Annotated in this window: 25 protein-coding genes and 1 tRNA gene; 12 read left to right on the top strand and 14 right to left on the bottom strand. The window is 66.3% G+C overall.

Going from position 1 to position 19823, the window contains the following annotated elements:
- Positions 1 to 188: 188 nt before the first annotated feature.
- Positions 189 to 1313: a tyrosine-type recombinase/integrase gene (locus EJ913_RS03235; protein ID WP_126994752.1), complete on the bottom strand. Its 1125-nt coding sequence runs from the start codon at positions 1311 to 1313 to the stop codon at positions 189 to 191.
- Positions 1314 to 1725: 412 nt separating this feature from the next.
- On the opposite strand from EJ913_RS03235, the gene EJ913_RS03245 reads away from it, so the two are divergent.
- Positions 1726 to 1962, top strand: coding sequence for a hypothetical protein (locus tag EJ913_RS03245; protein ID WP_126994754.1), 237 nt, complete (start codon positions 1726 to 1728; stop codon positions 1960 to 1962).
- Between the two features lie 223 nt (positions 1963 to 2185).
- Here the strand turns inward: EJ913_RS03245 and EJ913_RS03250 are convergent, their stop codons facing one another.
- Positions 2186 to 2476 carry a hypothetical protein gene (locus tag EJ913_RS03250; RefSeq protein ID WP_126994756.1) on the bottom strand — a complete coding sequence of 97 codons (291 nt, stop codon included), beginning with the start codon at positions 2474 to 2476 and terminating at the stop codon, positions 2186 to 2188.
- A 219-nt stretch (positions 2477 to 2695) separates the two neighbouring features.
- Here EJ913_RS03250 and EJ913_RS03255 point away from each other — a divergent pair.
- Together EJ913_RS03255 and EJ913_RS03260 are read left to right on the top strand one after the other, a co-directional pair.
- Positions 2696 to 2771, top strand: a tRNA-Asn gene (locus EJ913_RS03255).
- A 274-nt stretch (positions 2772 to 3045) separates the two neighbouring features.
- Positions 3046 to 3237, top strand: a complete 192-nt coding sequence (locus EJ913_RS03260; protein ID WP_126994758.1) for a hypothetical protein — start codon at positions 3046 to 3048, stop codon at positions 3235 to 3237.
- Between the two features lie 29 nt (positions 3238 to 3266).
- On the opposite strand, the gene EJ913_RS03265 is transcribed toward EJ913_RS03260, so the two are convergent.
- Both EJ913_RS03265 and EJ913_RS31505 read right to left on the bottom strand, forming a co-directional pair.
- Complete coding sequence (locus tag EJ913_RS03265) at positions 3267 to 3500, bottom strand: hypothetical protein (RefSeq protein WP_126994760.1); 234 nt, start codon at positions 3498 to 3500, stop codon at positions 3267 to 3269.
- Between the two features lie 53 nt (positions 3501 to 3553).
- Positions 3554 to 3730 carry a hypothetical protein gene (locus tag EJ913_RS31505; protein WP_185909672.1) on the bottom strand — a complete coding sequence of 59 codons (177 nt, stop codon included), beginning with the start codon at positions 3728 to 3730 and terminating at the stop codon, positions 3554 to 3556.
- A gap of 168 nt (positions 3731 to 3898) precedes the next feature.
- On the opposite strand from EJ913_RS31505, the gene EJ913_RS03270 reads away from it, so the two are divergent.
- The 7 genes from EJ913_RS03270 to EJ913_RS03300 all read left to right on the top strand — a co-directional run bounded on the left by EJ913_RS03270 (position 3899) and on the right by EJ913_RS03300 (position 9376).
- A complete protein-coding gene (locus EJ913_RS03270; RefSeq protein ID WP_126994762.1) occupies positions 3899 to 4918 on the top strand; it encodes a S1C family serine protease in 1020 nt (339 codons plus the stop codon).
- A 68-nt stretch (positions 4919 to 4986) separates the two neighbouring features.
- Entirely contained in the window at positions 4987 to 5601 is a 615-nt protein-coding gene (locus EJ913_RS03275) for an NUDIX domain-containing protein (RefSeq protein ID WP_126994764.1), read from the top strand.
- Between the two features lie 114 nt (positions 5602 to 5715).
- Positions 5716 to 6717, top strand: a complete 1002-nt coding sequence (locus tag EJ913_RS03280; protein ID WP_126994766.1) for a cysteine synthase A — start codon at positions 5716 to 5718, stop codon at positions 6715 to 6717.
- Positions 6718 to 6740: 23 nt separating this feature from the next.
- Positions 6741 to 7448 (top strand): alanyl-tRNA editing protein, encoded by a 708-nt coding sequence (locus EJ913_RS03285; protein WP_126994768.1) that lies wholly within the window; start codon positions 6741 to 6743, stop codon positions 7446 to 7448.
- A 16-nt stretch (positions 7449 to 7464) separates the two neighbouring features.
- Positions 7465 to 8352 (top strand): rhodanese-like domain-containing protein, encoded by an 888-nt coding sequence (locus tag EJ913_RS03290; RefSeq protein ID WP_126994770.1) that lies wholly within the window; start codon positions 7465 to 7467, stop codon positions 8350 to 8352.
- Positions 8349 to 8783: a GNAT family acetyltransferase gene (locus EJ913_RS03295; RefSeq protein ID WP_211098867.1), complete on the top strand. Its 435-nt coding sequence runs from the start codon at positions 8349 to 8351 to the stop codon at positions 8781 to 8783. Before EJ913_RS03290 ends, EJ913_RS03295 begins: the two co-directional genes overlap by 4 nt.
- A complete protein-coding gene (locus EJ913_RS03300; protein WP_126994774.1) occupies positions 8759 to 9376 on the top strand; it encodes a GNAT family N-acetyltransferase in 618 nt (205 codons plus the stop codon). The genes EJ913_RS03295 and EJ913_RS03300 overlap by 25 nt, the downstream gene beginning before the upstream one ends.
- Positions 9377 to 9551: 175 nt before the next feature.
- On the opposite strand, the gene EJ913_RS03305 is transcribed toward EJ913_RS03300, so the two are convergent.
- From EJ913_RS03305 to EJ913_RS03325, 5 genes are all read right to left on the bottom strand, one after another.
- Positions 9552 to 10637, bottom strand: coding sequence for a pyridoxal phosphate-dependent aminotransferase (locus EJ913_RS03305; protein WP_126994776.1), 1086 nt, complete (start codon positions 10635 to 10637; stop codon positions 9552 to 9554).
- 129 nt (positions 10638 to 10766) lie between these two features.
- Positions 10767 to 11543: an amino acid ABC transporter ATP-binding protein gene (locus EJ913_RS03310; protein ID WP_126994778.1), complete on the bottom strand. Its 777-nt coding sequence runs from the start codon at positions 11541 to 11543 to the stop codon at positions 10767 to 10769.
- Positions 11544 to 11557: 14 nt separating this feature from the next.
- Entirely contained in the window at positions 11558 to 12661 is a 1104-nt protein-coding gene (locus EJ913_RS03315) for an amino acid ABC transporter permease (protein ID WP_126994780.1), read from the bottom strand.
- A gap of 3 nt (positions 12662 to 12664) precedes the next feature.
- Complete coding sequence (locus EJ913_RS03320; protein WP_126994782.1) at positions 12665 to 13864, bottom strand: amino acid ABC transporter permease; 1200 nt, start codon at positions 13862 to 13864, stop codon at positions 12665 to 12667.
- 205 nt (positions 13865 to 14069) lie between these two features.
- Positions 14070 to 15089, bottom strand: a complete 1020-nt coding sequence (locus EJ913_RS03325; protein ID WP_126994784.1) for an amino acid ABC transporter substrate-binding protein — start codon at positions 15087 to 15089, stop codon at positions 14070 to 14072.
- Positions 15090 to 15388: 299 nt separating this feature from the next.
- Between EJ913_RS03325 and metC the strand changes: the two genes are divergently transcribed.
- Both metC and hisI read left to right on the top strand, forming a co-directional pair.
- Complete coding sequence (metC, locus tag EJ913_RS03330) at positions 15389 to 16567, top strand: cystathionine beta-lyase (protein WP_126994786.1); 1179 nt, start codon at positions 15389 to 15391, stop codon at positions 16565 to 16567.
- 28 nt (positions 16568 to 16595) lie between these two features.
- The gene (gene hisI / locus EJ913_RS03335) at positions 16596 to 17015 is read left to right on the top strand and encodes a phosphoribosyl-AMP cyclohydrolase (RefSeq protein ID WP_126994788.1); all 420 of its coding nucleotides are present in this window, start codon (positions 16596 to 16598) and stop codon (positions 17013 to 17015) included.
- A 287-nt stretch (positions 17016 to 17302) separates the two neighbouring features.
- Here the strand turns inward: hisI and EJ913_RS03340 are convergent, their stop codons facing one another.
- From EJ913_RS03340 to EJ913_RS03355, 5 genes are all read right to left on the bottom strand, one after another.
- The gene (locus EJ913_RS03340; RefSeq protein ID WP_238520176.1) at positions 17303 to 17545 is read right to left on the bottom strand and encodes a DUF6460 domain-containing protein; all 243 of its coding nucleotides are present in this window, start codon (positions 17543 to 17545) and stop codon (positions 17303 to 17305) included.
- A gap of 170 nt (positions 17546 to 17715) precedes the next feature.
- Positions 17716 to 17886, bottom strand: coding sequence for a hypothetical protein (locus tag EJ913_RS31510; RefSeq protein WP_185909673.1), 171 nt, complete (start codon positions 17884 to 17886; stop codon positions 17716 to 17718).
- Positions 17887 to 17928: 42 nt separating this feature from the next.
- Positions 17929 to 18345: a glycoside hydrolase family protein gene (locus EJ913_RS03345; protein WP_126994792.1), complete on the bottom strand. Its 417-nt coding sequence runs from the start codon at positions 18343 to 18345 to the stop codon at positions 17929 to 17931.
- Entirely contained in the window at positions 18338 to 18685 is a 348-nt protein-coding gene (locus EJ913_RS03350; protein WP_126994794.1) for a hypothetical protein, read from the bottom strand. The genes EJ913_RS03345 and EJ913_RS03350 overlap by 8 nt, the downstream gene beginning before the upstream one ends.
- A gap of 78 nt (positions 18686 to 18763) precedes the next feature.
- Positions 18764 to 19822, bottom strand: a complete 1059-nt coding sequence (locus EJ913_RS03355; protein ID WP_126994796.1) for a phage late control D family protein — start codon at positions 19820 to 19822, stop codon at positions 18764 to 18766.
- Position 19823: the final 1 nt, after the last annotated feature.

The following is a 19823-nucleotide window of genomic DNA, read 5'->3' on the forward strand; positions in this document are numbered from 1 at the left end:
GAGGCGGAGGCGGAGGCGGAGGCGGAGGCGGAGGCGGAGGCGGAGGCGGAGGCGGAGGCGGAGGCGGAGGCGGAGGCGGAGGCACCAACATCAATCGCACCGCACGTCAAGGGAGGCGCTAAGAGGTTCCGTAAACGTTGCGAGAGCCAACAGCAAGCAAGGGAGGGGACAAAGCCCCTCACCCGCTGTCAGCCTAGCTTAGATGCAAGTTCTGAGGCGTCTGGGTTATAATAACGCTTCAACACCTGAATGCTGCGGCGCCCTGTCACAGCCGACAATTCAAGCACGTTGGAAAGCCGCTTGCTTAGGTCTGTTGCCGCGATATGGCGAAGATCATGGAATGTGATGTGCGGAAAGCTAGGGTTTCTTTTGCGGATTGCCCTAATGACCTTCTGGTAAGAGCGAACAACGGTGCCGGGGCGCATCACGTCGGGAAACAGAGGGCCAGTAGTCGGCCTACCTTGTTCAACCCACCATTCCCGCAGAACCTTCACAGCCTCTGTGGAAAGGGGAACGTCCCGGTTATCGCCGTTCTTCGTGTCCGTCAGGTGAATTACGTTCGCCTTATCCCAGCACTCCCAACGTGCAATTTGCCAAAGCTCCCCCTGCCTCATTGCTGTTAGAGCCGCAAGGCAGGCGATATAATACAGGTAGGGTTTGCGGATTGGGTTACGAAGCTCCTTCCACAGTTCCTCACGCTGGATTGTCGTAAGGCGGACATCGCGCCCTTTCCGGTTCTTCGGGAGTTTCACACCGCGGACAGGGTTCTGAAGATCAGGCATCGCCCATTCGCTACGGGCGTGTTGGTAGATAGCGGACAGGATTGCCAGCTTATTACGGATCGTTGACGGGGAAATCGGAAGCCCTCGACAGCCTTTCCGCTGTTCTTCAGCCTGCCGCCATTCCACAAGCTCCACCGTGGTTATATCCACCATGCGCTTGTCGGCCAGAGGGAGAGCCAGCCAAGAGCCGATCCGGCCCTTTTCCTGTTCGTGGCCCTTCTTCTTCGGACTCTCTTCGGTGAGATAGCGGGTAAGGGCCTCGCGAAGCGTCAGAGGGTAGCCTGTGGCGCTGGCCGGTAGATCGACGGCCGGTTTCGGTTCGGGTGCATCCTGAAGCGTCCTACGGGGCGCCACGGACTCGCGCTTGCCTCCCCTGCCCCTCCCCACGACTCCAAGGGCGGCTTCCTGTTCCTCGCCCCACTTCCGGGCTTCCTCGACGGCTTCCAGGGGGAAAGTCCGTTGGGCCTCGACCTTGCCCCGGACCCGCACGACCACCCGCAGGCTTTGCCCCCGTTTCTCGACGTAAGCCATTTTGCTCCCATCTTGCTCCCAAGGAGCGAGGGGGCTATTGGGCGGCTTAGACCATTGATTTCCTTAGGAAAACGCGGTGGCAGAGTGGTGATGCAGCGGACTGCAAATCCGTGTACGTGGGTTCGATTCCCGCCCGTGCCTCCATCCCAAGCGCAAGGGGAGCGTTCTTCCCCTGAAGCCCGATCAGGCCGTCAACGTCCCAAAATCCGGTTGTCCTGACAAGATCATCGTCGGTCTTGCCCTTTTCTTGGCTTCACACGTCTCTTCCGGCCTGCCGCCCTGCGAGAACGGGAAAACGGCCTCCTGAAAGAATCGGCGAACTATCCTTCTGGTCAGCCGTTCGATTTGGCCCGCTCGACTGTTGGGAAGCAAGCTCCGCCTCAGCGGACGCCCCCCTCTCAGCGAGACGACCATGAGACATCTCCAGCCCATTGAGAGCACCGGCGCCGATCCCGTTCCATCCGTTGCCATCGCCGCCAGGACCGCGCCCCTGGACATAGACGCCGTCGCCGACCGTTACGGCTGGACCACCGCCATGGCGCGGTGGTGGGTGTCCTGCGCCGCGTCGACCGTCGGCACCAAGCCGGAGGCGGTGATCGCCTTCCTCGACCGGACGGTGGGTGGCGTCACGATGATCCGGCGGCGCTGATCCTCCCCGACCCGATCATCCGGCCTGTCGTCCAATCGGGCGATGGCAGCGGTCGGGCCTTGGCGGCCGTGACGAACGGCGTCAGGCCCGATGGATGCCGTCACGCTTCCAAATCGGAAGCGCCCGGAAAGGCGAATTACCATTAATTTTGCTGTATATTTTCCTTGAAACGAGCTTCAGCGAATTGTGATTACCCCTCGCAAAAGGAAAGTCGATACGACGCTCATGGTGCAAAATGCGAAGCGACCCTTTGGGCTTGTTCGGGAAAGGTCCGGCGCGACTGGAGCGCGGCAAGGCCCGCCGGCAGGATCTCGATCAGCATGCTGCAACCGCAAACCCGCAGATCCGCGTAATCCAGATTGAACAGCAGGATCGCAAATTCGAGAGGGAACGTATCCTTTCCCACAAGAACCGCTTTGGTTTGGGACAGGCGTTCCAGCCAATAGGTTTCGTCCCGCCGCTCGTCGTTCCTGGCGGCGCTTCCCGAAATCAGTCTGGCATCCAACATCGGCATCCCCTCCGAAAGTCATAGAGAGGAATAGGCATTTTCCATGCCAACGGCGACGTGGCAAAACGCGCGGCGCCGCGCCGACCGTAGCGCGCTCCGAAAGCGTTGCGAGAGATGAACGGGCAAGATCATGAATTTTTCTGAGCAATAGGGCTTGGCAGACCGAAGAAGTTTCGCTATACACCCGCCCACGCCAACAACGGCGGCCCCAATGCGGGTCTCCGATCCCGGTTAGCTCAGTTGGTAGAGCAGCGGACTGTTAATCCGCTTGTCGCTGGTTCGAGTCCAGCACCGGGAGCCAGATCAAAGAAGGCCGGATGCTTTTATCATCCGGCCTTCTTTCATTTCCCCACTCCTTCACGAAAGCACAGGCGATTTCAGCCTAGGGCCTTCGGCTACGCCCAAAAGACGGCGCTGCCCTGCCGGAAGCGAACTGCCGCACGCGGGCCTATAGGTTTAAACTTCCAGGCAGATCACAACCGAGTCGTCGCTCGGCCGATTCTCCCCCGTTGGAGGACGCCATGCTTCTGCCGATCTCCCTGCCTCACGCCTTGGGCCGATCCACCGATCGTTCCGTGGACTCCCCCTCCGTCAACGCGCCGATGCGGCCACGCGATTGCGTCAGCGCCGTCCTCCTGTTCGCCGTCGCCACCATGGCGGCCCTGGCGGTGCTGAGCGCGGATTGGGCGGCCATGACGGCGGAGGACGGTGTCCGGCCTCTGCCGGAGGCGACCCGGATGATGATCATCGCTCCCCTGCCCCGTTGAACGGTCCGGCCGCCTTCCAGACAGCCTCTCTAGCTGACGAGGTCGTCGTAGATGGTGCTGTCGGGATCCGATTCGACAGCCTGCGACGCCACCCGTTTCCATTCTCCGCACCAGTCGGTGGACAGGGTGATGGGAAAGGCGCCCTCGGGATTGCGCGGGGTGACCACCGGCGGGAAGCGGCGGCAGATGCCCTTCGGTCCGCGCTGGCGCAGTCCCTGCCCCTCCCAGAAGCGGCAGGTGTAGCAGGTGTCTAATCGCTTCATCGCGGACCGATCCCCTCTGGTTCATTGGCGGCGCCCGAGGGAGAACGGCACCCTCACTCGTGGCGTGGCTTGCCGGGCCTCAGCTCGTCGGAATGTTGGGCGTAATACGCCTTGATGTCCGCGTCCAGAACCCTGCGTCGTTCGCCTTGCTCGGAATCCTCGGGCGCGTCGGTCAAGCGCTGGAATTCGTCCATGGCGCGCTCCAGATCCTGCTCGCTGGCGATGGGCATGGTGGCTTCTCCTGTCCGGTTGCGACGTGCTTGCCGGGAACAACACCCGCCGGGCCGGCAATGTTTCATACGGCCGGTTCCGGTCACGCCTTGATGCAGCGCGACTCGCGCGCAATGTGAAGAGGAGCGGCCCCGGCGTCGGGATCGCGCTTGCGGGAGGGCGGCAGCATGCGGGTCGTCGTCACAGCCACGCGCGCGTCGCGATGCGCCGCGCTTCTTCTGTTTTTCACGATGCTATGGGCCGCGCCGCCCGGCCGGGCCGAGGGCCTGACGGGCCTGGATGCCGAACGGCTGATGCGCGCCGTGGTCGGCGTGTCCGCCGTGGCCCCGCCCGACACCCAAAGCTCCCGGAATTTGGGGACCGAGCGCGAGGGCAGCGGCATCGTCATCGACGGCTCCGGCCTGATTCTGACCATCGGCTACACCGTGATGGAGGCCTCGGAAATCCGGGTCACCACGCTGGAAGGCAAGGAATACCCGGCCACCCTGGCCGCCTACGACCCGGTCAGCGGGCTGAGCCTGCTGCGCGCCGGGCTGGGATTCGAATCGCCCTGGATACGGCTGGGCGACTCGAAGGCGGTGTCGGAGGGCGACGCCCTGCTGGCCCTGAGCGGTGGCAAGGCCCGCTCGGCGGCGGCGGTCAAGGTGGTCGGCAAGCGCGAGTTCGCCGGCTATTGGGAGTATCTGCTGGACGAGGCGCTCTTCACCTTCCCGCCGATTCGCGCCTTCAACGGGGCGGCGCTGGTGGACAGCGGCGGCCGGCTGATCGGGGTCGGCTCCCTGCTGGTCGCCCAGGCGATGGAGGGGCGCGGCCTGCCCGGCAACATGTTCGTCCCCGTCTCGGCGCTGGAGCCGATCCTGGCCGACCTGCTGGCCTACGGCAAGCGGCAGGAACCGGCGCGCCCCTGGCTGGGCGTGACGCTGCGCGAGGAGCAGGGCCGGCTGGTGGTGGAGCGGGTGTCGCCGCGCGGCCCGGCCGAATCGGCGGGGGTGCGGCCGGGCGACCAGATCGTCGGAGTCGGCGGGCAGCGCTTCAGCGGTCTGGCCGATTTCTACCGCAAGCTCTGGGGCTTGGGACCGGCCGGGGTGGTGGTGCCGCTGGAACTGCTGCGCGGCGCGACGCTGGCGCCGGTGTCGGTGCCGTCGGCCGACCGCGTGCGCTTCCTGCGTCTGAATCCCACCTTGTAGAGCGACCGGGATGCGGTAAACCCTGGGGAGCCGGACCTTCGCGTCCCGCCTCAGGGAGCCAGCGCACCATGAACCACCCCGACATCGAGATCGTGGACAAGAAGACCGCCTACAAAGGCTTTCTGACCATCGACGTCTACCGCCTGCGCCACAAGAAGTTCGACGGAAGCTGGACCGACGTGCTGCCGCCTCGCGAAGTCTGCGACCGGGGGCCGGCGGTCGGCGTGCTGCTCTACGACCCGGAACGTGATGCGCTGGTGATGATCGAGCAATTCCGCGTCGGCTCCGCCGCCGCCGGCGGCCCCGCCTGGATGACCGAGATCGTCGCCGGCATGGTCGGCGACGGCGAGACTCCGGACGAGGTCGCCCGCCGCGAGGCGATGGAGGAGGCCGGCTGCGCCATCGCAGAGATGGAATCCATCGGCGACTACTTCGTCAGCCCCGGCGCCTTCACCGAGCAGGTCTTCGTCTTCTGCGGCCGGGTCGACAGCCGCGGCCTCAAGGAGACCGGCGGGCTGGAGGAGGAGCACGAGGACATCCGCATCATGGTCCTGCCGGCCGACGAGGTGATCCGCATGATGGACGAGAACCGGCTGCGCAACTCCGTCGCCATCATCGCGGTCGGCTGGCTGGCCCGCCATCGCGCCTCGCTGCGCCAGCGCTGGCTCGGCGAAGGGGCGTAGTTTTCACGAGAAAAAGCCGTTCAATGCTGGGTTCCACAACCCCGTCTTGAACGGAGGCGGTTATCCCCCGATAGTAGAGATGCGAAACATCATCCGACATCAGGAGAGCTTGCCGTGGACATCCGCAACGGCTTCATCGGCGCCATCGGCAACACGCCGCTGATCCGCCTGGAAGGCCCCTCGAAGGCGACGGGGTGCGACATCCTCGGCAAGGCGGAGTTCCTGAACCCCGGCGGGTCGGTGAAGGACCGCGCGGCGCTGGCCATCGTGCAGGACGCCGAGCGGCGCGGCCTGCTGCGCCCCGGCGGCACCATCGTCGAGGGCACGGCCGGCAACACCGGCATCGGGCTGGCGCTGGTCGGCAACGCGCTGGGCTACCGCACCGTCATCGTCATGCCGGAGACCCAGAGCCAGGAGAAGAAGGACATGCTGCGCCTGATCGGCGCGGATCTGCGTCTGGTACCGGCGGTCCCCTACTCCAACCCCGACAACTACGTGCGCTATTCCGGCCGCTTGGCCGAGGAACTGGCGAAGTCCGAGCCGAACGGCGCCATCTGGGCCAACCAGTTCGACAACGTCGCCAACCGCGAGGGCCATCGCCTGACCACCGGCCCGGAGATCTGGGAGCAGACCGAGGGCCGCATCGACGCCTTCACCTGCGCGGTCGGCAGCGGCGGCACGCTGGCCGGCATCGGGCTGGCGCTGAAGGAGCGGAACCCGAACATCCGCATCGCGCTGGCCGACCCGATGGGCGCCTCGCTGTACAACTACTACGCCTATGGGGAGTTGAAGGCGGAAGGCAGCTCGATCACCGAGGGCATCGGCCAGGGACGCATCACCGCCAATCTGGAAGGCGCGCCGATCGACCAGGCGCTCCAGATCACCGACGAGGAAGCGCTGCCGATCATCTTCGACCTGATCAAGGAACAGGGTCTGGTGCTGGGCGGGTCGTCGGGCATCAACATCGCCGCCGCCATCCGCGTGGCGCGCGATCTGGGGCCGGGCCACACCGTCGTGACGATTCTGTGCGACGGGGGGCAGCGTTATCAATCGAAGCTCTTCAATCCCGAGTTCCTCCGTGAGAAGAATCTCCCCGTGCCCGATTGGCTCGCCTGATTCCTTCCACGGGGTTCTTCACGATGGACGCGCTTTTCCGCGACGACGCCTACGCCCGAAGCTGCACCGCCACCGTCACGGCGGTGGACGAGCGCGGCATCCGGCTCGACCGGACGGTCTTCTACCCGACCGGCGGCGGGCAGCCCGGCGACACCGGGGTGCTGCGCGTCGGCGGTGCCGAGATCCGAATCAGGGACACGATGAAGGGCGACGGTGGCCCCGACGACGTGATCCACGTGCCGGAGGAAGACGCCGCCCTCCCCGCTCCCGGCGCCGAGGTGGAGGCGGTGCTCGACTGGGAGCGCCGCCACCGCCACATGCGGATGCACACGGCGCTGCACCTGCTCTGCGCGGTGGTTCCCGGCTCCGTCACCGGCGGGCAGATCGGGGCGGACAAGAGCCGGCTCGATTTCAACGTTCCGGCCGAGAGCCTGGACAAGGACGCCATCACCGCCGCCATCAACGCGCTGATCGCCGCCAACACCTCCATCGGTACCCGCTGGATCACCGACGACGAGATGGCGGCCTCCCCCGATCTGGTGCGCACCATGTCGGTGAAGCCGCCGACCGGCTCCGGCCGGGTGCGGCTGCTGGACGTGGAGGGCGTCGATCTCCAACCCTGCGGCGGCACCCATGTGGCCCGCACCGGCGAGATCGGCGGCATCGAGGTCACCAAGATCGAGAACAAGGGCAAACAGAACCGGCGCGTCGTCATCGCGCTGAAGGATTGAGGAAGGAAACGCCGTCATGACCGACACCCCCGTCGAGGCTCTGCCCGGCCCCGTGGTCTCCACCGAATGGCTGGCCCGCAACCTCGGCCGTCCGGGTCTGAAGCTGCTGGACGCCTCTTGGTATTTCGCCGCGCAGAACCGCGACACCCAGGCGGAGTTCGCCGAGCGCCACATTCCCGGCGCGCGATTCGTCGACGTGGACGACATCTCGGCGCCGGACACGCATCCCCTGCCCCACATGGTGCCGGACGAGGCGACCTTCGCCGCCAAGATCGGCGCGCTGGGCATCGGCGACGGCGACACCGTGGTGGCCTACGACACCGCCGGCATCGCCACGGCGGCGGCGCGGGTGTGGTGGATGTTCCGGCTGTTCGGTCACGACAAGGTCGCGGTGCTGGACGGCGGCTTCCCGAAATGGCTTGCCGAGGATCGCGCGACCGAAGCCGGCACCGCCCCGGCCGCCGAGCCCAGGAGCTTCACCGCCCGCCTGCGCCCCGAACTGGTCCGCAGCGTCGAGGACGTGCTCGCCAACATCGACCGCAAGGCCGACCAAGTGGCCGACGCCCGCGCGCAAGCCCGCTTCGAGGGCAACGCCGCCGAGCCCTGGCCCGGCCGCCGCAGCGGGCGGATCCCCGGCAGCTTCAACCTGCCCCACACCGACCTGATGGACCCGGCCAGCAAGACCCTGCTGCCGCCCGAGGCCATCCGGGCCAAGGCGGAGGCCGCCGGGCTGGACCTCGACCGGCCGGTCGTGGCGTCCTGCGGCAGCGGCATCACGGCCTGCGTGATCGCGCTGGGGTTGGCGACGGCCGGCAAGACCGACGTGGCGATCTACGACGGCTCCTGGGCCGAATGGGGCTTGCGCACGGACCTGCCGATGGAAACCGGGCCGAGGACGGCGTGAACGCGCCGCTCCTCCTCCGCGACTGCGTTCCGGAGGACAGCGACGCGGTGGCGGCGTTGTGGACCGCCTGCGGGCTGGTCGTTCCCTGGAACGACCCGTTCGCCGACATCGCGCTGGCCTTGTCCAAGCCGAACGCCACGATCCTGCTCGGCACGCTGGACGGCCGGATCGTGGCGAGCGCGATGGCCGGGCAGGAGGGGCACCGGGGCTGGATCTATTACGTCGCCGTCGATCCCGCCCAACAGGGACACGGCTATGGCCGGCGCATGGTCGAGGCCGCCGAGGCGTGGCTGCGTGAGGCCGGCATGCCCAAGGTCCAGCTTCTGGTCCGCGAGACCAACCAACGGGTGCTGGCCTTCTACGAAACGCTGGGCTATGCCAGATCGCCCGCTACGATGATGCAGAAATGGCTGACGAAACCTTCTCCCTGATGCGCCCCGCTCTGCCCAAGGCCGTGAAGCCGGGGCAATTGTCCGTCATCGTCACCTATCTGGAGATGACCGCCCCGCCGACCCGCGAGCCGGTGGCCCGGCCCAAGGGCGATCTGGCGCTGGTCCGCGCAAACCCGCCGAGTTGGTCCTTCTACCGCTACCTCTACGACACGGTCGGCGAGCCCTGGCTGTGGCACGAGCGCCGCCGTCTGCCCCGCAAGGAGCTGGAGCGCAGCATCGAGGACCCGCGCGTCGAGGTCTGGGTTCTCTACGTGAACGGCACGCCCGCCGGCTACGCCGAGATCGACCGGCGGGACGCGGCGACCGATCTGGCCTATTTCGGCCTGATCCCGGACTTCATCGGGTTGAAGCTCGGCCCCTGGCTGCTCGATACGGCGATCCGGCTGGCGTGGCAGGGGCGGACGCGGAAGCTTGTGGTCAACACCTGCAGCTTCGACCACCCCAAGGCACTGCCCCTCTACCAGAGCATGGGCTTCGTCCCGGTCCGGCATGTGGTGCGCGAGATCCCGGATCCCCGGATCGGCGGGCCGCTGCCGAAGAGCGCGGGGTCGCACATTCCCATCGTGGAGTGAAGACTAAGTAAGATTTTTATTTTTGACGCAGATGAACACAGATAGACACAGATTAAGAATGATGCCTACCGGCTCTTTTGCCGGACATAAGCATCCGAAATTCATCTGTGTCTATCTGCGTTCATCTGCGTCAAGCATTAGGACCTTTGCCTTTTAACAACGATCCAATCCGCCGTCAGCCCAATATCTCGGCCAAAGCCGCGATCAGCGCCTTGCTTTCCTCTTCGCGCCCGACCGTGATGCGCAGGCAGTCCGGCAGGCCATAATCGGCGACGGGCTTCACCAAAATGCCCCGCCCGGCCAGATGGTCGATCACCGCCTGAACGCCCATCGACGGGTCCGGCGGCACGCGGGCCAGCACGAAGTTGCAGACGCTGGGGTAGACCCGCAGCCCCACCCGCTCCAACTCTCGGGACAGCCAAGGCAGCCACACGGCGTTGTGGGCGTAGGTCGCGTCCTCATGGTCGCGGTCGGTCAGCGCGGCGGTCGCGGCGGCCTGGGCCGGGGCGCCGACGTTGAAGGCGTTGCGGATGGCGTTGATCGCCTCGATCACCCCGGCCGGGCCGTAGCCCCAGCCGACCCGCAGCCCCGCCAGACCGTGCATCTTCGAAAAGGTCTGGATCATCAGCACGTTGTCGGAGGTCTCGACGATCTCCGTGCCGTCGCTGTAGTCGGGCCGCCGGCAGTAATCGGCGTAGGCCGAATCGAGCACCAGCAGCGTGTGCGACGGCAGGCCGGCGCGAAGGCGCTGCACGGCCTCGATGGGGATGTAGGTCCCGGTCGGGTTGTTCGGGTTGGCCAGGAAGCAGAGCTTGGTGCGCTCGTTGGCGCGGTCGATCATCGCCTGGACGTCGACCACCATGTCGCGCTCCGCCGCGATCACCGCCGTGGCGCCCGCCGCGCGGACCGCCTTGAGAAAACCGCGATAGCCATGCTCGTGGCAGAGCACCTCGTCGCCCGGCCCGGCGAAGGCCTGGGTGACCAGATGGATCAGTTCCTCCGACCCGGCGGAGCAGACGATGTGGTCGACGTCGACGGAATGCCGCCGCGCGATGGCGTGGCGCAGCGCGTCCTGGCCCCAGTCGGGATAACGGTGGATGTGGGACGCGGCGTTGCGGTAGGCGGCCAGCGCCGCCGGACTCGGCCCCAGGGGATTCTGGGTCAGCGACAGATCGATCCAGCGGCGCCCGTCCTTGGGCGGCCTCTGCGCCCGGTAGGGCTTGATCTGTACGACGCCAGGGCGGGGGCTGAGCAGATCCATGAGGCAGGGTCTCCGTTGTGCGTTGCAGCCGACAGCGCGTAACGGGACAAGATTGAACCTGAAACCGGCGTGCATCGCCACTGCTCATTGCGCCGCACGCCGGGAAAAAGCGCCTTTTGTTTCAGGCGATCAGTGATTCAGAATCTGGCTGAGGAACAGTCGCGTGCGGTCCGACTTCGGGTTGGTGAAGAAGCTGTCCGGCGTGTCCTGCTCGACGATCTCGCCCCGGTCCATGAAGATCACGCGGTCGGCGACGCTCTTGGCAAAGCCCATCTCGTGGGTCACGCAGAGCATCGTCATGCCGTCCTCGGCCAGCCCGATCATGACGTCCAGCACCTCCTTAACCATTTCCGGGTCGAGCGCGGAGGTCGGCTCGTCGAACAGCATCACCTTCGGGCTCATGCACAGCGACCGCGCGATGGCGACGCGCTGCTGCTGCCCGCCGGAGAGCTGGCCGGGGTACTTGTGGGCCTGCTCGGCGATGCGCACGCGCTTGAGGTAGCGCATGGCGATGTCCTCGGCCTCGGCCTTGGGTTTCTTGCGGACCCAGATCGGGGCCAGCGTGCAGTTCTCCAGCACCGTCAGGTGGGGGAACAGGTTGAAGTGCTGGAACACCATGCCGACCTCGCGGCGCACCAGTTCGATGTTCTTCAGGTTGTTGGTCAGCTCGATCCCGTCGACGACGATGGTGCCCTTCTGGTGCTCCTCCAGCCGGTTGAGGCAGCGGATCATCGTCGACTTGCCGGAACCCGATGGGCCGCAGACGACGATGCGCTCGCCCTTCTGGACGCTGAGGTCGATGTTCTTGAGGACGTGGAACTCGCCGTACCACTTGTTGACGCCCGTGCAGCGGATGATCTCTTCGCCGCTGAGAACGTGTTGGGCCTGATGGGCGGCCTGCGACATGATGATGCTCTCCCTTAACGGCGATGGCTGCGGTTCAGGTCGCGTTCCAGCTTCTGGCTGTACTTGGACATGCTGAAGCAGAAGACCCAGTAGATCACGCCGACGAACAGATAGGATTCACGGTAGAAACCGCGCCAGGACGGATCGGACAGCGCCACCTTGCCGGCGCCCAGCAGGTCGTAGAGACCGATGATGATGACCAGCGAGGTGTCCTTGAAGAAGCTGATGAAGGTGTTCACCAGCGGCGGGATGGCGATGGCCAGCGCCTGCGGCAGGATGATCTTCAGCATCTTCTGCCAGTAGCTGAGGCCCAAGCCATCGGCCGCCTCGTACTGGCCCTTGGGGATCGCCTGGAGACCGCCGCGAATCGCCTCGGCCATGTAGGCGGCGGCGAACATGATGAAGGCGACCTGGGCGCGCAGCAGCTTGTCCACCGACACGCCGTTGGGCAGGAACAGCGGGAACATCACCGAGGCCATGAACAGCAGGCTGATCAGCGGCACGCCCCGGATCAATTCGATGTAGGTGACGCAGAGCACCTTGACCGCCGGCATGTTCGACCGCCGGCCCAGCGCCAGCAGGATCGCCGCCGGGAACGCCACCGCCAGACCGATCACCGACAGGATCAGCGTCAGCGGCAAACCGCCCCACAGCGTGTTCTCGACCGGGGTCAGGCCGAACACCCCACCCCACATCAGGATGCCGACCGCCGTCAGACCGACGGCCCAGACGAGACCGAGCCACGGCTTCCAGAAGCGGCGGTCGCAGCTCCCCACCAGCAGCGCGATGAAGATGACGATGGTCAGCAGCGGCCGCCACTGCTCGTCATAGGGGAAGGTGCCGAACAGGATGAAGCGCAGCTTCTCCCCGATGAAGCCCCAGCAGGCGCCGCCGCCGGCCCGGCATTCCTGCGAGGTGGCGTCGAAGCCGTGCGCCGTGACGAAGAGCCACGTGATGAAGGGCGGGACCGCCGTGGCCAGCAGCAGCAGGACCAGCACGGTCAGGATCGCGTTGTACCAGGTGTTGAACAGGTTGTTCCGCAGCCACGCGACGGGGCCGACGATGTTGGACGGCGGACGTTCGTCCGGCAGTCCGACGTGTTTGACGGTGTCGGTCATCCGTTAGCGCTCCACCAGCGCGATGCGCTTGTTGTACCAGTTCATGAAGATCGAGATGCTGAGGCTGATGGTCAGGTAGGTGCCCATGATCATCGTCACGCCCTCGATCGCCTGCCCCGTCTGGTTCAGCGTGGTGTTGGCGATCGACACCAGATCGGGATAGCCGATGGCCAGCGCCAGCGAGCTGTTCTTGGTCAGGTTCAGGTACTGGCTGGTCAGCGGCGGCACGATCACGCGCAGCGCCTGCGGCAGGATCACCAGACGCAGCGTCGGCCCGCTGGGCAGGCCCAGCGCGCGGGCCGCCTCGGTCTGGCCCCAGTTCACGGCGACGATGCCGCTGCGCACCACCTCGGCGATGAAGGCGGAGGTGTAGACGGTCAGGCCGGTCAGGATCGCGAAGAACTCCGGGGACAGCGCCTTGCCGCCGACGAAGTTGAAGCCGGTCAGCTTGGGCATGTCGAGCGCGGTCGGCATCCCGCCCAGGATGTAGGCGAGCAGCGGCAGCCCGATCAGCAGCCCCAGGCCGGCGCGGGCCATCGGGAAGATTTGTCCGGTGCGCGCCTGCCGGCCCTTGGCCCAGCGGCTCAGCGCGAAGGTCCCCACCACCGCGACCGCGAAGGCGACCGCCATCATGGTCCACACCGGGCTGTGCGACAGCCCCGGCACCCACAGGCCGCGCTGGGACAGGAAGACGCCCGGCAGCGGGTTGAGCGCGTTGCGCACCGGCGGCAGGCTGTCCGACACCAGCGCGTACCAGAAGAACAGCTGGAGCAGCGGCGGGATGTTGCGGATGATCTCGACGTAGGTCGAGGCCAGCTTGGCGATCAGCCAGTTGCTCGACAGCCGGGCGACGCCGATCAGCGTGCCGATCACGGTCGCCAGCAGGATGCCGATCACCGACACCTTCAGCGTGTTCAGCACGCCGACCAGGAACGCGCGGCCGTAGGTGTCCTTGGGCGAATAGTCGATGATCGACTCGCCGATGCCAAACGACGCCTCGCGCTCCAGGAAGCTGTACCCGGTGGCGATGGACCGCCGCGCCAGATTGTCCAGCGTGTTGGAGATCAGAAACCAGCCGACCAGAACGACCGCGCCGACCACCAGGATCTGGTAGACGATCGCGCGGAACGTCGGGTCGCTGAGGGAAAACGATGTGCCACCGGGTGCGGGCGCACCCTGGGTGGTCCGGGTCTCGGTCGCCACGGACTAACTCCCCCAACCATCGCGCTCCGTGCGGTGTCCACGCGTTCCCGGACGTGCTTCCGGATTTTTCCCACACCGGCGGAGGCGACATGTCTCCCAAATGCGACGTGATGCGCGGGCGCTTCGATGACGCCCTTCGCGGTCGCCCTAGACCCTTGAAGGGCCGCCCGCCCCCTGTTGTGGCGGGCGGCCCTCGCCGATCGGCTTACCGGAACGGAGCGGAGTACTGCAGGCCGCCCTTGGTCCACAGCGCGTTCAGACCGCGCTCCAGCTTCAGGGGCGTGCCCGGACCGACGTTGCGGTCGAAGATCTCACCGTAGTTGCCGGCCTTCTTAATCACGTTGTAGGCGTACTTCTCATCCAGGCCGAGCGCCTTGCCCATGCCGGGCGAGGTGCCGAGGAAGCGCTGGATGTCCGGGTTCTTGGAATTCACGAACTCGTCGACGTTCTTGGAGTTGATGCCGAACTCCTCGGCCTGGATGGTGACGTTGACCGTCCACTTGACGATGTCGAACCACTGGTCGTCGCCGTGGCGGACGGCCGGGGCCAGCGGCTCCTTGGAGATAACCTCCGGCAGGATGACGTGGTCGTCGGGAACCGGGGCGACGCCCGCGCGGGTGCCGGCGAGGCCCGACACGTCGGTCGTCAGAACGTCGCAGCGGCCGGCGAAGTAGGCCGCGTTGACCTCGTCGTTCGACTCGATGACGACCGGGTTGTAGCTCATGTTGTTGGCGCGGAAGTAGTCCGCGAGGTTCAGCTCGGTGGTGGTGCCGGACTGGACGCAGACGGTGGCGCCGTTCAGCTCCTTGGCGCTCTTCACACCAAGCTTCTTGTTCACCATGAAGCCCTGGCCGTCGTAGTAGGTGACGGGGGCGAAGTTCAGGCCGACCGAGGTGTCGCGGGTCAGCGTGACGGTGGTGTTGCGCGACAGCAGGTCGACTTCGCCCGACTGGATGGCGGGGAAGCGCTGCTGGGCCGACAACGGGGTGAACTTGATCTTGTTCGGATCGTTGAAGACCGCGACCGCGACGGCACGGCAGAAATCAACGTCCAGGCCGGTCCAGTTGCCGGCGCTGTCCGGGTTGCCGAAGCCGGGGAGGCCGGCGTTGACGCCGCACTGCACGAAACCGCGCTGTTTGACGGTGTCGAGCGTGGCGGCGCCGGCACCGGCGGCGACGGTGACAACCACGGCCGCCGCGGCGGCGGCCAGGAGTTCCGATTTCATCTTTTTAAGCTCCACCCTGTTCTTGCGTTATCCGCGTTTGAGCGGTCTGACGACGCGCCCGGCCACCCCGCCCTCCGGGACCTGCCCGGATCGCGATGCAGCCATGCGCGCGTGACAAGAGTGCATCAACTTGATCCGACTTGTCGAATCCTCTGTGCGTCGATGGTGTTACCAGAACAAGACGACGGGAAAGCGGCCGTTCCGCTGAATCCGCGATGGCGGGAAGCGCCCTGCGGTGACAAGATGTTCGGCCCGATTTGAACAGGTTTTGAACAGCCTCCAGCAAAGATGGACAGTCGATGAAGGACGTCACCAAGGACACCATTCTCGTCCACGCCGGCCGCGACCCGCGCGCCAACCACGGGATCGTGAATCCGCCGGTCTACCATTGCTCGACCGTGTTGTTCCCGACGCTCGACGCGCTGGAGGAAGGCGACCGCAACCCCCACGACATCGTCAATTACGGGCGCATCGGCACGCCGACCACCTTCGCCTTCGAAAAGGCGGCGGCCGAGTTGGAGGGCGGCTACCGGTCGGTCAACACCGGCTCGGGCCTCGCCGCCATCGCCACCGCGCTGACCGCCTTCACCAAGACCGGCGACCATGTGCTGATCACCGACAGCGCCTATGGTCCGACCCGCCGATTCGTTAAGGAGACGCTGATCCCCTACGGCGTGGAGGTCGAGTTCTTCGACCCCACCGTCGGCGCCGGGATTTCGTCGCTGCTGAAGCCGAACACCAGCGTCGTCTTCCTCGAATCGCCGGGCTCGCTGACCTTCGAAATCCAGGACGTCCCGGCGATCGCGGCGGCCGCCAGGACGGTCGGCGCCACCGTGCTGCTGGACAACACCTGGGCGACGCCGCTTTTCTTCCGCCCCTTCGACCATGGAGTCGACGTCTCGATCCACGCCGCGACCAAATACATGGTCGGCCACGCCGACGCGATGCTGGGCGTCGTCACCTGCCGCGACGAGGCGCTGTGGACCACGGTCAAGAAGGCCGCGACTCGGTTCGGCACCTGCGCCGGGCCGGACGACCTGTTCCTCGGCCTGCGCGGCCTGCGCACCCTGGCCGTGCGCATGCGCCAGCACCAGGAGAGCGCGCTCATCCTCGCCGACTGGCTCGCCGCCCGCCCGGAGGTGACCCGCGTGTTGCACCCGGCGCGCGCCGATTTCCCCGGCCACGCCCTGTGGAAGCGCGACTTCACCGGATCCAGCGGGTTGTTCTCCATCGTTGTCAAGCCGGCGCCGCGCGCCGCGCTGGCCGCGATGCTGGACGATCTGGAACTGTTCGGCATGGGCTATTCCTGGGGCGGCTTCGAAAGCCTGATCCTGCCGGCCCGTCCCGCCGCCGTGCGGTCGGCCACCCGCTGGACCGATCCGGGGATCGTGCTGCGCCTGCACGCCGGGCTGGAGCATCCCGACGATCTGATCCGCGACCTCGACAACGCGTTCCGCCGCTTCAACGACGCCCTGTGACGGGCGTCCACTTTTCAGGAGACAGGGCATGACGGACGCGAACGCGTTCGACGCGGTGCTGGACGCCATCCGCTTCACGGCGGACGGGCTGGTTCCGGCCATCGCGCAGGCCGAGGGCAGCGGCGAGATTCTGATGATGGCCTGGATGAACCGCGACGCGGTCGTCGAGACGCTGACCACCGGCCGGGTCTGTTACTGGTCGCGCTCGCGCGGCGGGCTGTGGCGCAAGGGCGAGACCTCCGGCCAGGTTCAGCGCCTGAAGGACTTCCGCGTCGATTGCGACGGCGACACGCTGCTGCTGGTCGTGGAGCAGGACGGCGTCGCCTGCCACACCGGCCGGCGCAGCTGCTTCTACCGCGCGTGGCGCGACGGAACGCTGGAGGTGATCCAGGAGGTCGAGACCGACCCCAGCGTGCTGTACGGGCATCAGGGCCACAGCCACGGCTGAGACGGGAAGCAAAGAATTTTCGCTTAATTTGATGCAGATCAACGAAAGGCTTATGCGGTTCGGTTAGGGTTTCGCCATCTCTAACCCTCCCTGTATTCACTGAACCGGAGCATCCCTGGATGTCTCCGGTTTTTTTCTGTCCGGATCGCCTCTCTTCGCGCACCATTGATGTGGATCAAGGCAAGACGTCCGGAACAGGCCTATTCCTTGGCTTGTCTCTTATACCCTCCCTGTTTCGTTGGGAGGCCCGGAAACGGGCCTCCTATTTTTTTGCCCGGAGGGAAGGATCAGGAGCGGGGCCGCGAGCGCGACCAGCGCAGCAAGGCGCCGATCACCGACAAGGGAACGACGATCACCGCGCCGACCAGGATGTAGGGCAGCGCCCAGTGCCCGGCGTCGAGCATCAGATCGACGATGTCCTTGATGGTTTCCCAGCTGTTGGTGAGGATGCTGGCCGGGTCGATCCGCAGGACCGACAGGATGAAGCCGACCACGAAGCACAACACCAGCGTTTTGACGATCCAACCCAAAACGGCACCTCGGCAGCGGTCTCGACGAAACGGAGCCTGCACGATATCCGCATTCCCCGCGCCTGTGAAACGGCGGAGTTCCGATCGGGTTCCAGCGCGGGGACGGAACGCAAAAAGCCCCCGGCGCCGAAGCGCCGGGGGCAGGGGGAATCGGTAAGGCACGGGGCGGCTCAAGTGCCCCGCTCGTTCAGGACCATGGCGGCGACGCCGAACAGGGCCGCCAGCAGCGAGGCGACGGCCTGGAACTCCGGGGCCGACAGCCCCACGGCGCCGGCCACGCCGGACAGCCCGGCGTAGGTCGAGGGCTGCGACAAGGCGCGCAGGATGACGTTGAGCGGCATGCTTGCTCCTTTCTTTTTCGCATTGGATGAGGGATGGCGGCGTCACACGCCGCTGCGGAACGTCTGGACGATGCGGGCGGTACGGCCCCCGACCTGGGAGGCCCACAGGCTGTCCTGCGCCTCCGCCGCCGCGCGGGCGTAATCCCCGGCCTCCAGGGCGGTCAGCATCTTGCGGAACCCGCGCAGACGGTCGATGCCCAGGTTGAAGGCCATGTTCGCCAGGGCGCGGCGGCGCGGCTCGTCCAATTTCCGCCACCACGGCAGAGTCCGGTCGAGATCGGCGGTGACACGGGCCACGTCGTTGTCGAGAAGAATCAGCGCCTCGGCCTTGGTGACGCCCACGTCGTCGAGGTTCCGGCCCACCCCGATGGTGATCTTCCCGGCGGTGCAGCGGTAGGGCTTCAGCCGCAGGTCTTCGTCGCGGATCAGATCCGCCTTCAGCTTGGCGATGTCAGGCATTGGAGCCGTCCTTGCGCTTGCGGGCGGAGGGGGCGGTCAGCGGGCCGACGCCCAGATGCCGGCCCACGAACTCCACGCCCTTGATTTCGAGGATTTGCAACAGCGGATAGACGGAGAACCCCGCGATCAGCAGGGTTCCGTCCCGGTAAGCGAAGTCCGTCGGCAGGAAATCGCCGACGACCTGCCCGATGAAGAACCCGAGCCCGATGGTGCTCAGGAAACGCAGCCAGTTGAGCGGCACGTTCTTGGCGATGTGGGCGTAGAGGTAATTGGCCATGGCGCCGAAGGAGGCGACCGCCCCGTTCACCGCGAGTTCGAGAAAGGCGCTTCTGTTGTCCATCGTGAACTCCTGGACGGCGCGGCGCGGCGCCTCGTTGCAAAGGGAGCCGGCCGGGGCCGCGCGACGCCGCCATCCGGGTCATTCCCGGCTTTTGCTGGCCACGTCGGCTTGATTTTCATGAAAGGCTTCGGCTTCGATGGCGCAGGAGTAGCCGCCCTTCTCCAGCTTGTGCTCGACCTTGGTCACCCGCCAATCCGTGGGCAGGCCGGGCCGGAAGCCGGCGAGGGTCAGCCGCTGCTCGGCCTGGAAGGCGGGATCCCCGATGCAGGCGATGGTGAGCTTGGCCTTCTGCCGGTCCTGCCCGTTCTTCACGGTCGCCGCCTCGGCCTTGGCGGCCTTGGCGTCGGCGCAGGCGAAGCGGGTGTTCTGGTAGGGCGGGCCACCCTCCGTCACCTCCACCATGCGGGCCGCGTCCTTGTCCCAATAGGCGGTCCGCACCCCTCCCCCACTGCCGGCGGCGGGGGTCTCGGTCTTGGCGGCCTCCCCCGCCTCCTTGCGGGCAGAGTAGCTGATCTGCCAAGTGGAGAGCCGCTCCGGGCGCAGGGACAGGGCCGGCAAGGACTGCCCGGTCACGGATTTGGCTGTTCCCTTCGGGGCCAGCACCAGGAATCCGTTGACCGGCTTGGCGATGCCGTCGTGCTTGGCCGCCAGACGGTTCAGGAAGGCCATTGGGCTTTCGTTGGTCTGGTCCTCGTGCTCCACCCGCACGGCGCCCAGTTTCGGATCGGTCTTGGCCGTGTAGCCATGGGACTCGGCGATCTCCTGGGCGATGGCGCCGAGCGTGGTGCCGTCCCAGGATTTGCAGGTGGGGGAGCGGAACGGCCCGGCCATGTCCGCCGCCTTGGCGCCCACCTCCAGCACGGCCGTGGGGCCGCTGTGCTTGATCTCGTCCACGGTGAAGGCCCCCATGGCGACCAGACCGGTCTCCGCGTAGCCCAGGGAAAGGTCCAGCCTGGTCCCCACCACCGGCAGGGCGACATGGGCGCCGGTCTCGCGGTCCGGCCGGTCGTCGAGCTTGATGGAAAGGCTGTCGGATTTGGTTTCCGCCTCGTCCTTGTAGGTCAGGGACAGCAGGCGGTCCTGGATGTTGGCGGTGATGTCCACCCCGCCCGCCAGCAACCGGAAGACTGGCCGCATG

This window comes from Azospirillum doebereinerae (genome assembly GCF_003989665.1).
Taxonomy (GTDB): Bacteria; Pseudomonadota; Alphaproteobacteria; order Azospirillales; family Azospirillaceae; genus Azospirillum; species Azospirillum doebereinerae.

Bases quoted from the DNA above. Each gene is read 5' to 3' on its own strand.
- EJ913_RS03235 (WP_126994752.1), bottom strand. From the start codon at position 1,313: ATGGCTTACGTCGAGAAACGGGGGCAAAGCCTGCGGGTGGTCGTGCGG.
- EJ913_RS03245 (WP_126994754.1), top strand. From the start codon at position 1,726: ATGAGACATCTCCAGCCCATTGAGAGCACCGGCGCCGATCCCGTTCCA.
- EJ913_RS03250 (WP_126994756.1), bottom strand. From the start codon at position 2,476: ATGCCGATGTTGGATGCCAGACTGATTTCGGGAAGCGCCGCCAGGAAC.
- EJ913_RS03265 (WP_126994760.1), bottom strand. From the start codon at position 3,500: ATGAAGCGATTAGACACCTGCTACACCTGCCGCTTCTGGGAGGGGCAG.
- EJ913_RS31505 (WP_185909672.1), bottom strand. From the start codon at position 3,730: ATGCCCATCGCCAGCGAGCAGGATCTGGAGCGCGCCATGGACGAATTC.
- EJ913_RS03270 (WP_126994762.1), top strand. From the start codon at position 3,899: ATGCGGGTCGTCGTCACAGCCACGCGCGCGTCGCGATGCGCCGCGCTT.
- EJ913_RS03275 (WP_126994764.1), top strand. From the start codon at position 4,987: ATGAACCACCCCGACATCGAGATCGTGGACAAGAAGACCGCCTACAAA.
- EJ913_RS03285 (WP_126994768.1), top strand. From the start codon at position 6,741: ATGGACGCGCTTTTCCGCGACGACGCCTACGCCCGAAGCTGCACCGCC.
- EJ913_RS03290 (WP_126994770.1), top strand. From the start codon at position 7,465: ATGACCGACACCCCCGTCGAGGCTCTGCCCGGCCCCGTGGTCTCCACC.
- EJ913_RS03300 (WP_126994774.1), top strand. From the start codon at position 8,759: ATGGCTGACGAAACCTTCTCCCTGATGCGCCCCGCTCTGCCCAAGGCC.
- EJ913_RS03305 (WP_126994776.1), bottom strand. From the start codon at position 10,637: ATGGATCTGCTCAGCCCCCGCCCTGGCGTCGTACAGATCAAGCCCTAC.
- EJ913_RS03310 (WP_126994778.1), bottom strand. From the start codon at position 11,543: ATGTCGCAGGCCGCCCATCAGGCCCAACACGTTCTCAGCGGCGAAGAG.
- EJ913_RS03315 (WP_126994780.1), bottom strand. From the start codon at position 12,661: ATGACCGACACCGTCAAACACGTCGGACTGCCGGACGAACGTCCGCCG.
- EJ913_RS03325 (WP_126994784.1), bottom strand. From the start codon at position 15,089: ATGAAATCGGAACTCCTGGCCGCCGCCGCGGCGGCCGTGGTTGTCACC.
- metC (WP_126994786.1), top strand. From the start codon at position 15,389: ATGAAGGACGTCACCAAGGACACCATTCTCGTCCACGCCGGCCGCGAC.
- hisI (WP_126994788.1), top strand. From the start codon at position 16,596: ATGACGGACGCGAACGCGTTCGACGCGGTGCTGGACGCCATCCGCTTC.
- EJ913_RS31510 (WP_185909673.1), bottom strand. From the start codon at position 17,886: ATGCCGCTCAACGTCATCCTGCGCGCCTTGTCGCAGCCCTCGACCTAC.
- EJ913_RS03345 (WP_126994792.1), bottom strand. From the start codon at position 18,345: ATGCCTGACATCGCCAAGCTGAAGGCGGATCTGATCCGCGACGAAGAC.
- EJ913_RS03350 (WP_126994794.1), bottom strand. From the start codon at position 18,685: ATGGACAACAGAAGCGCCTTTCTCGAACTCGCGGTGAACGGGGCGGTC.
- EJ913_RS03355 (WP_126994796.1), bottom strand. From the start codon at position 19,822: ATGCGGCCAGTCTTCCGGTTGCTGGCGGGCGGGGTGGACATCACCGCC.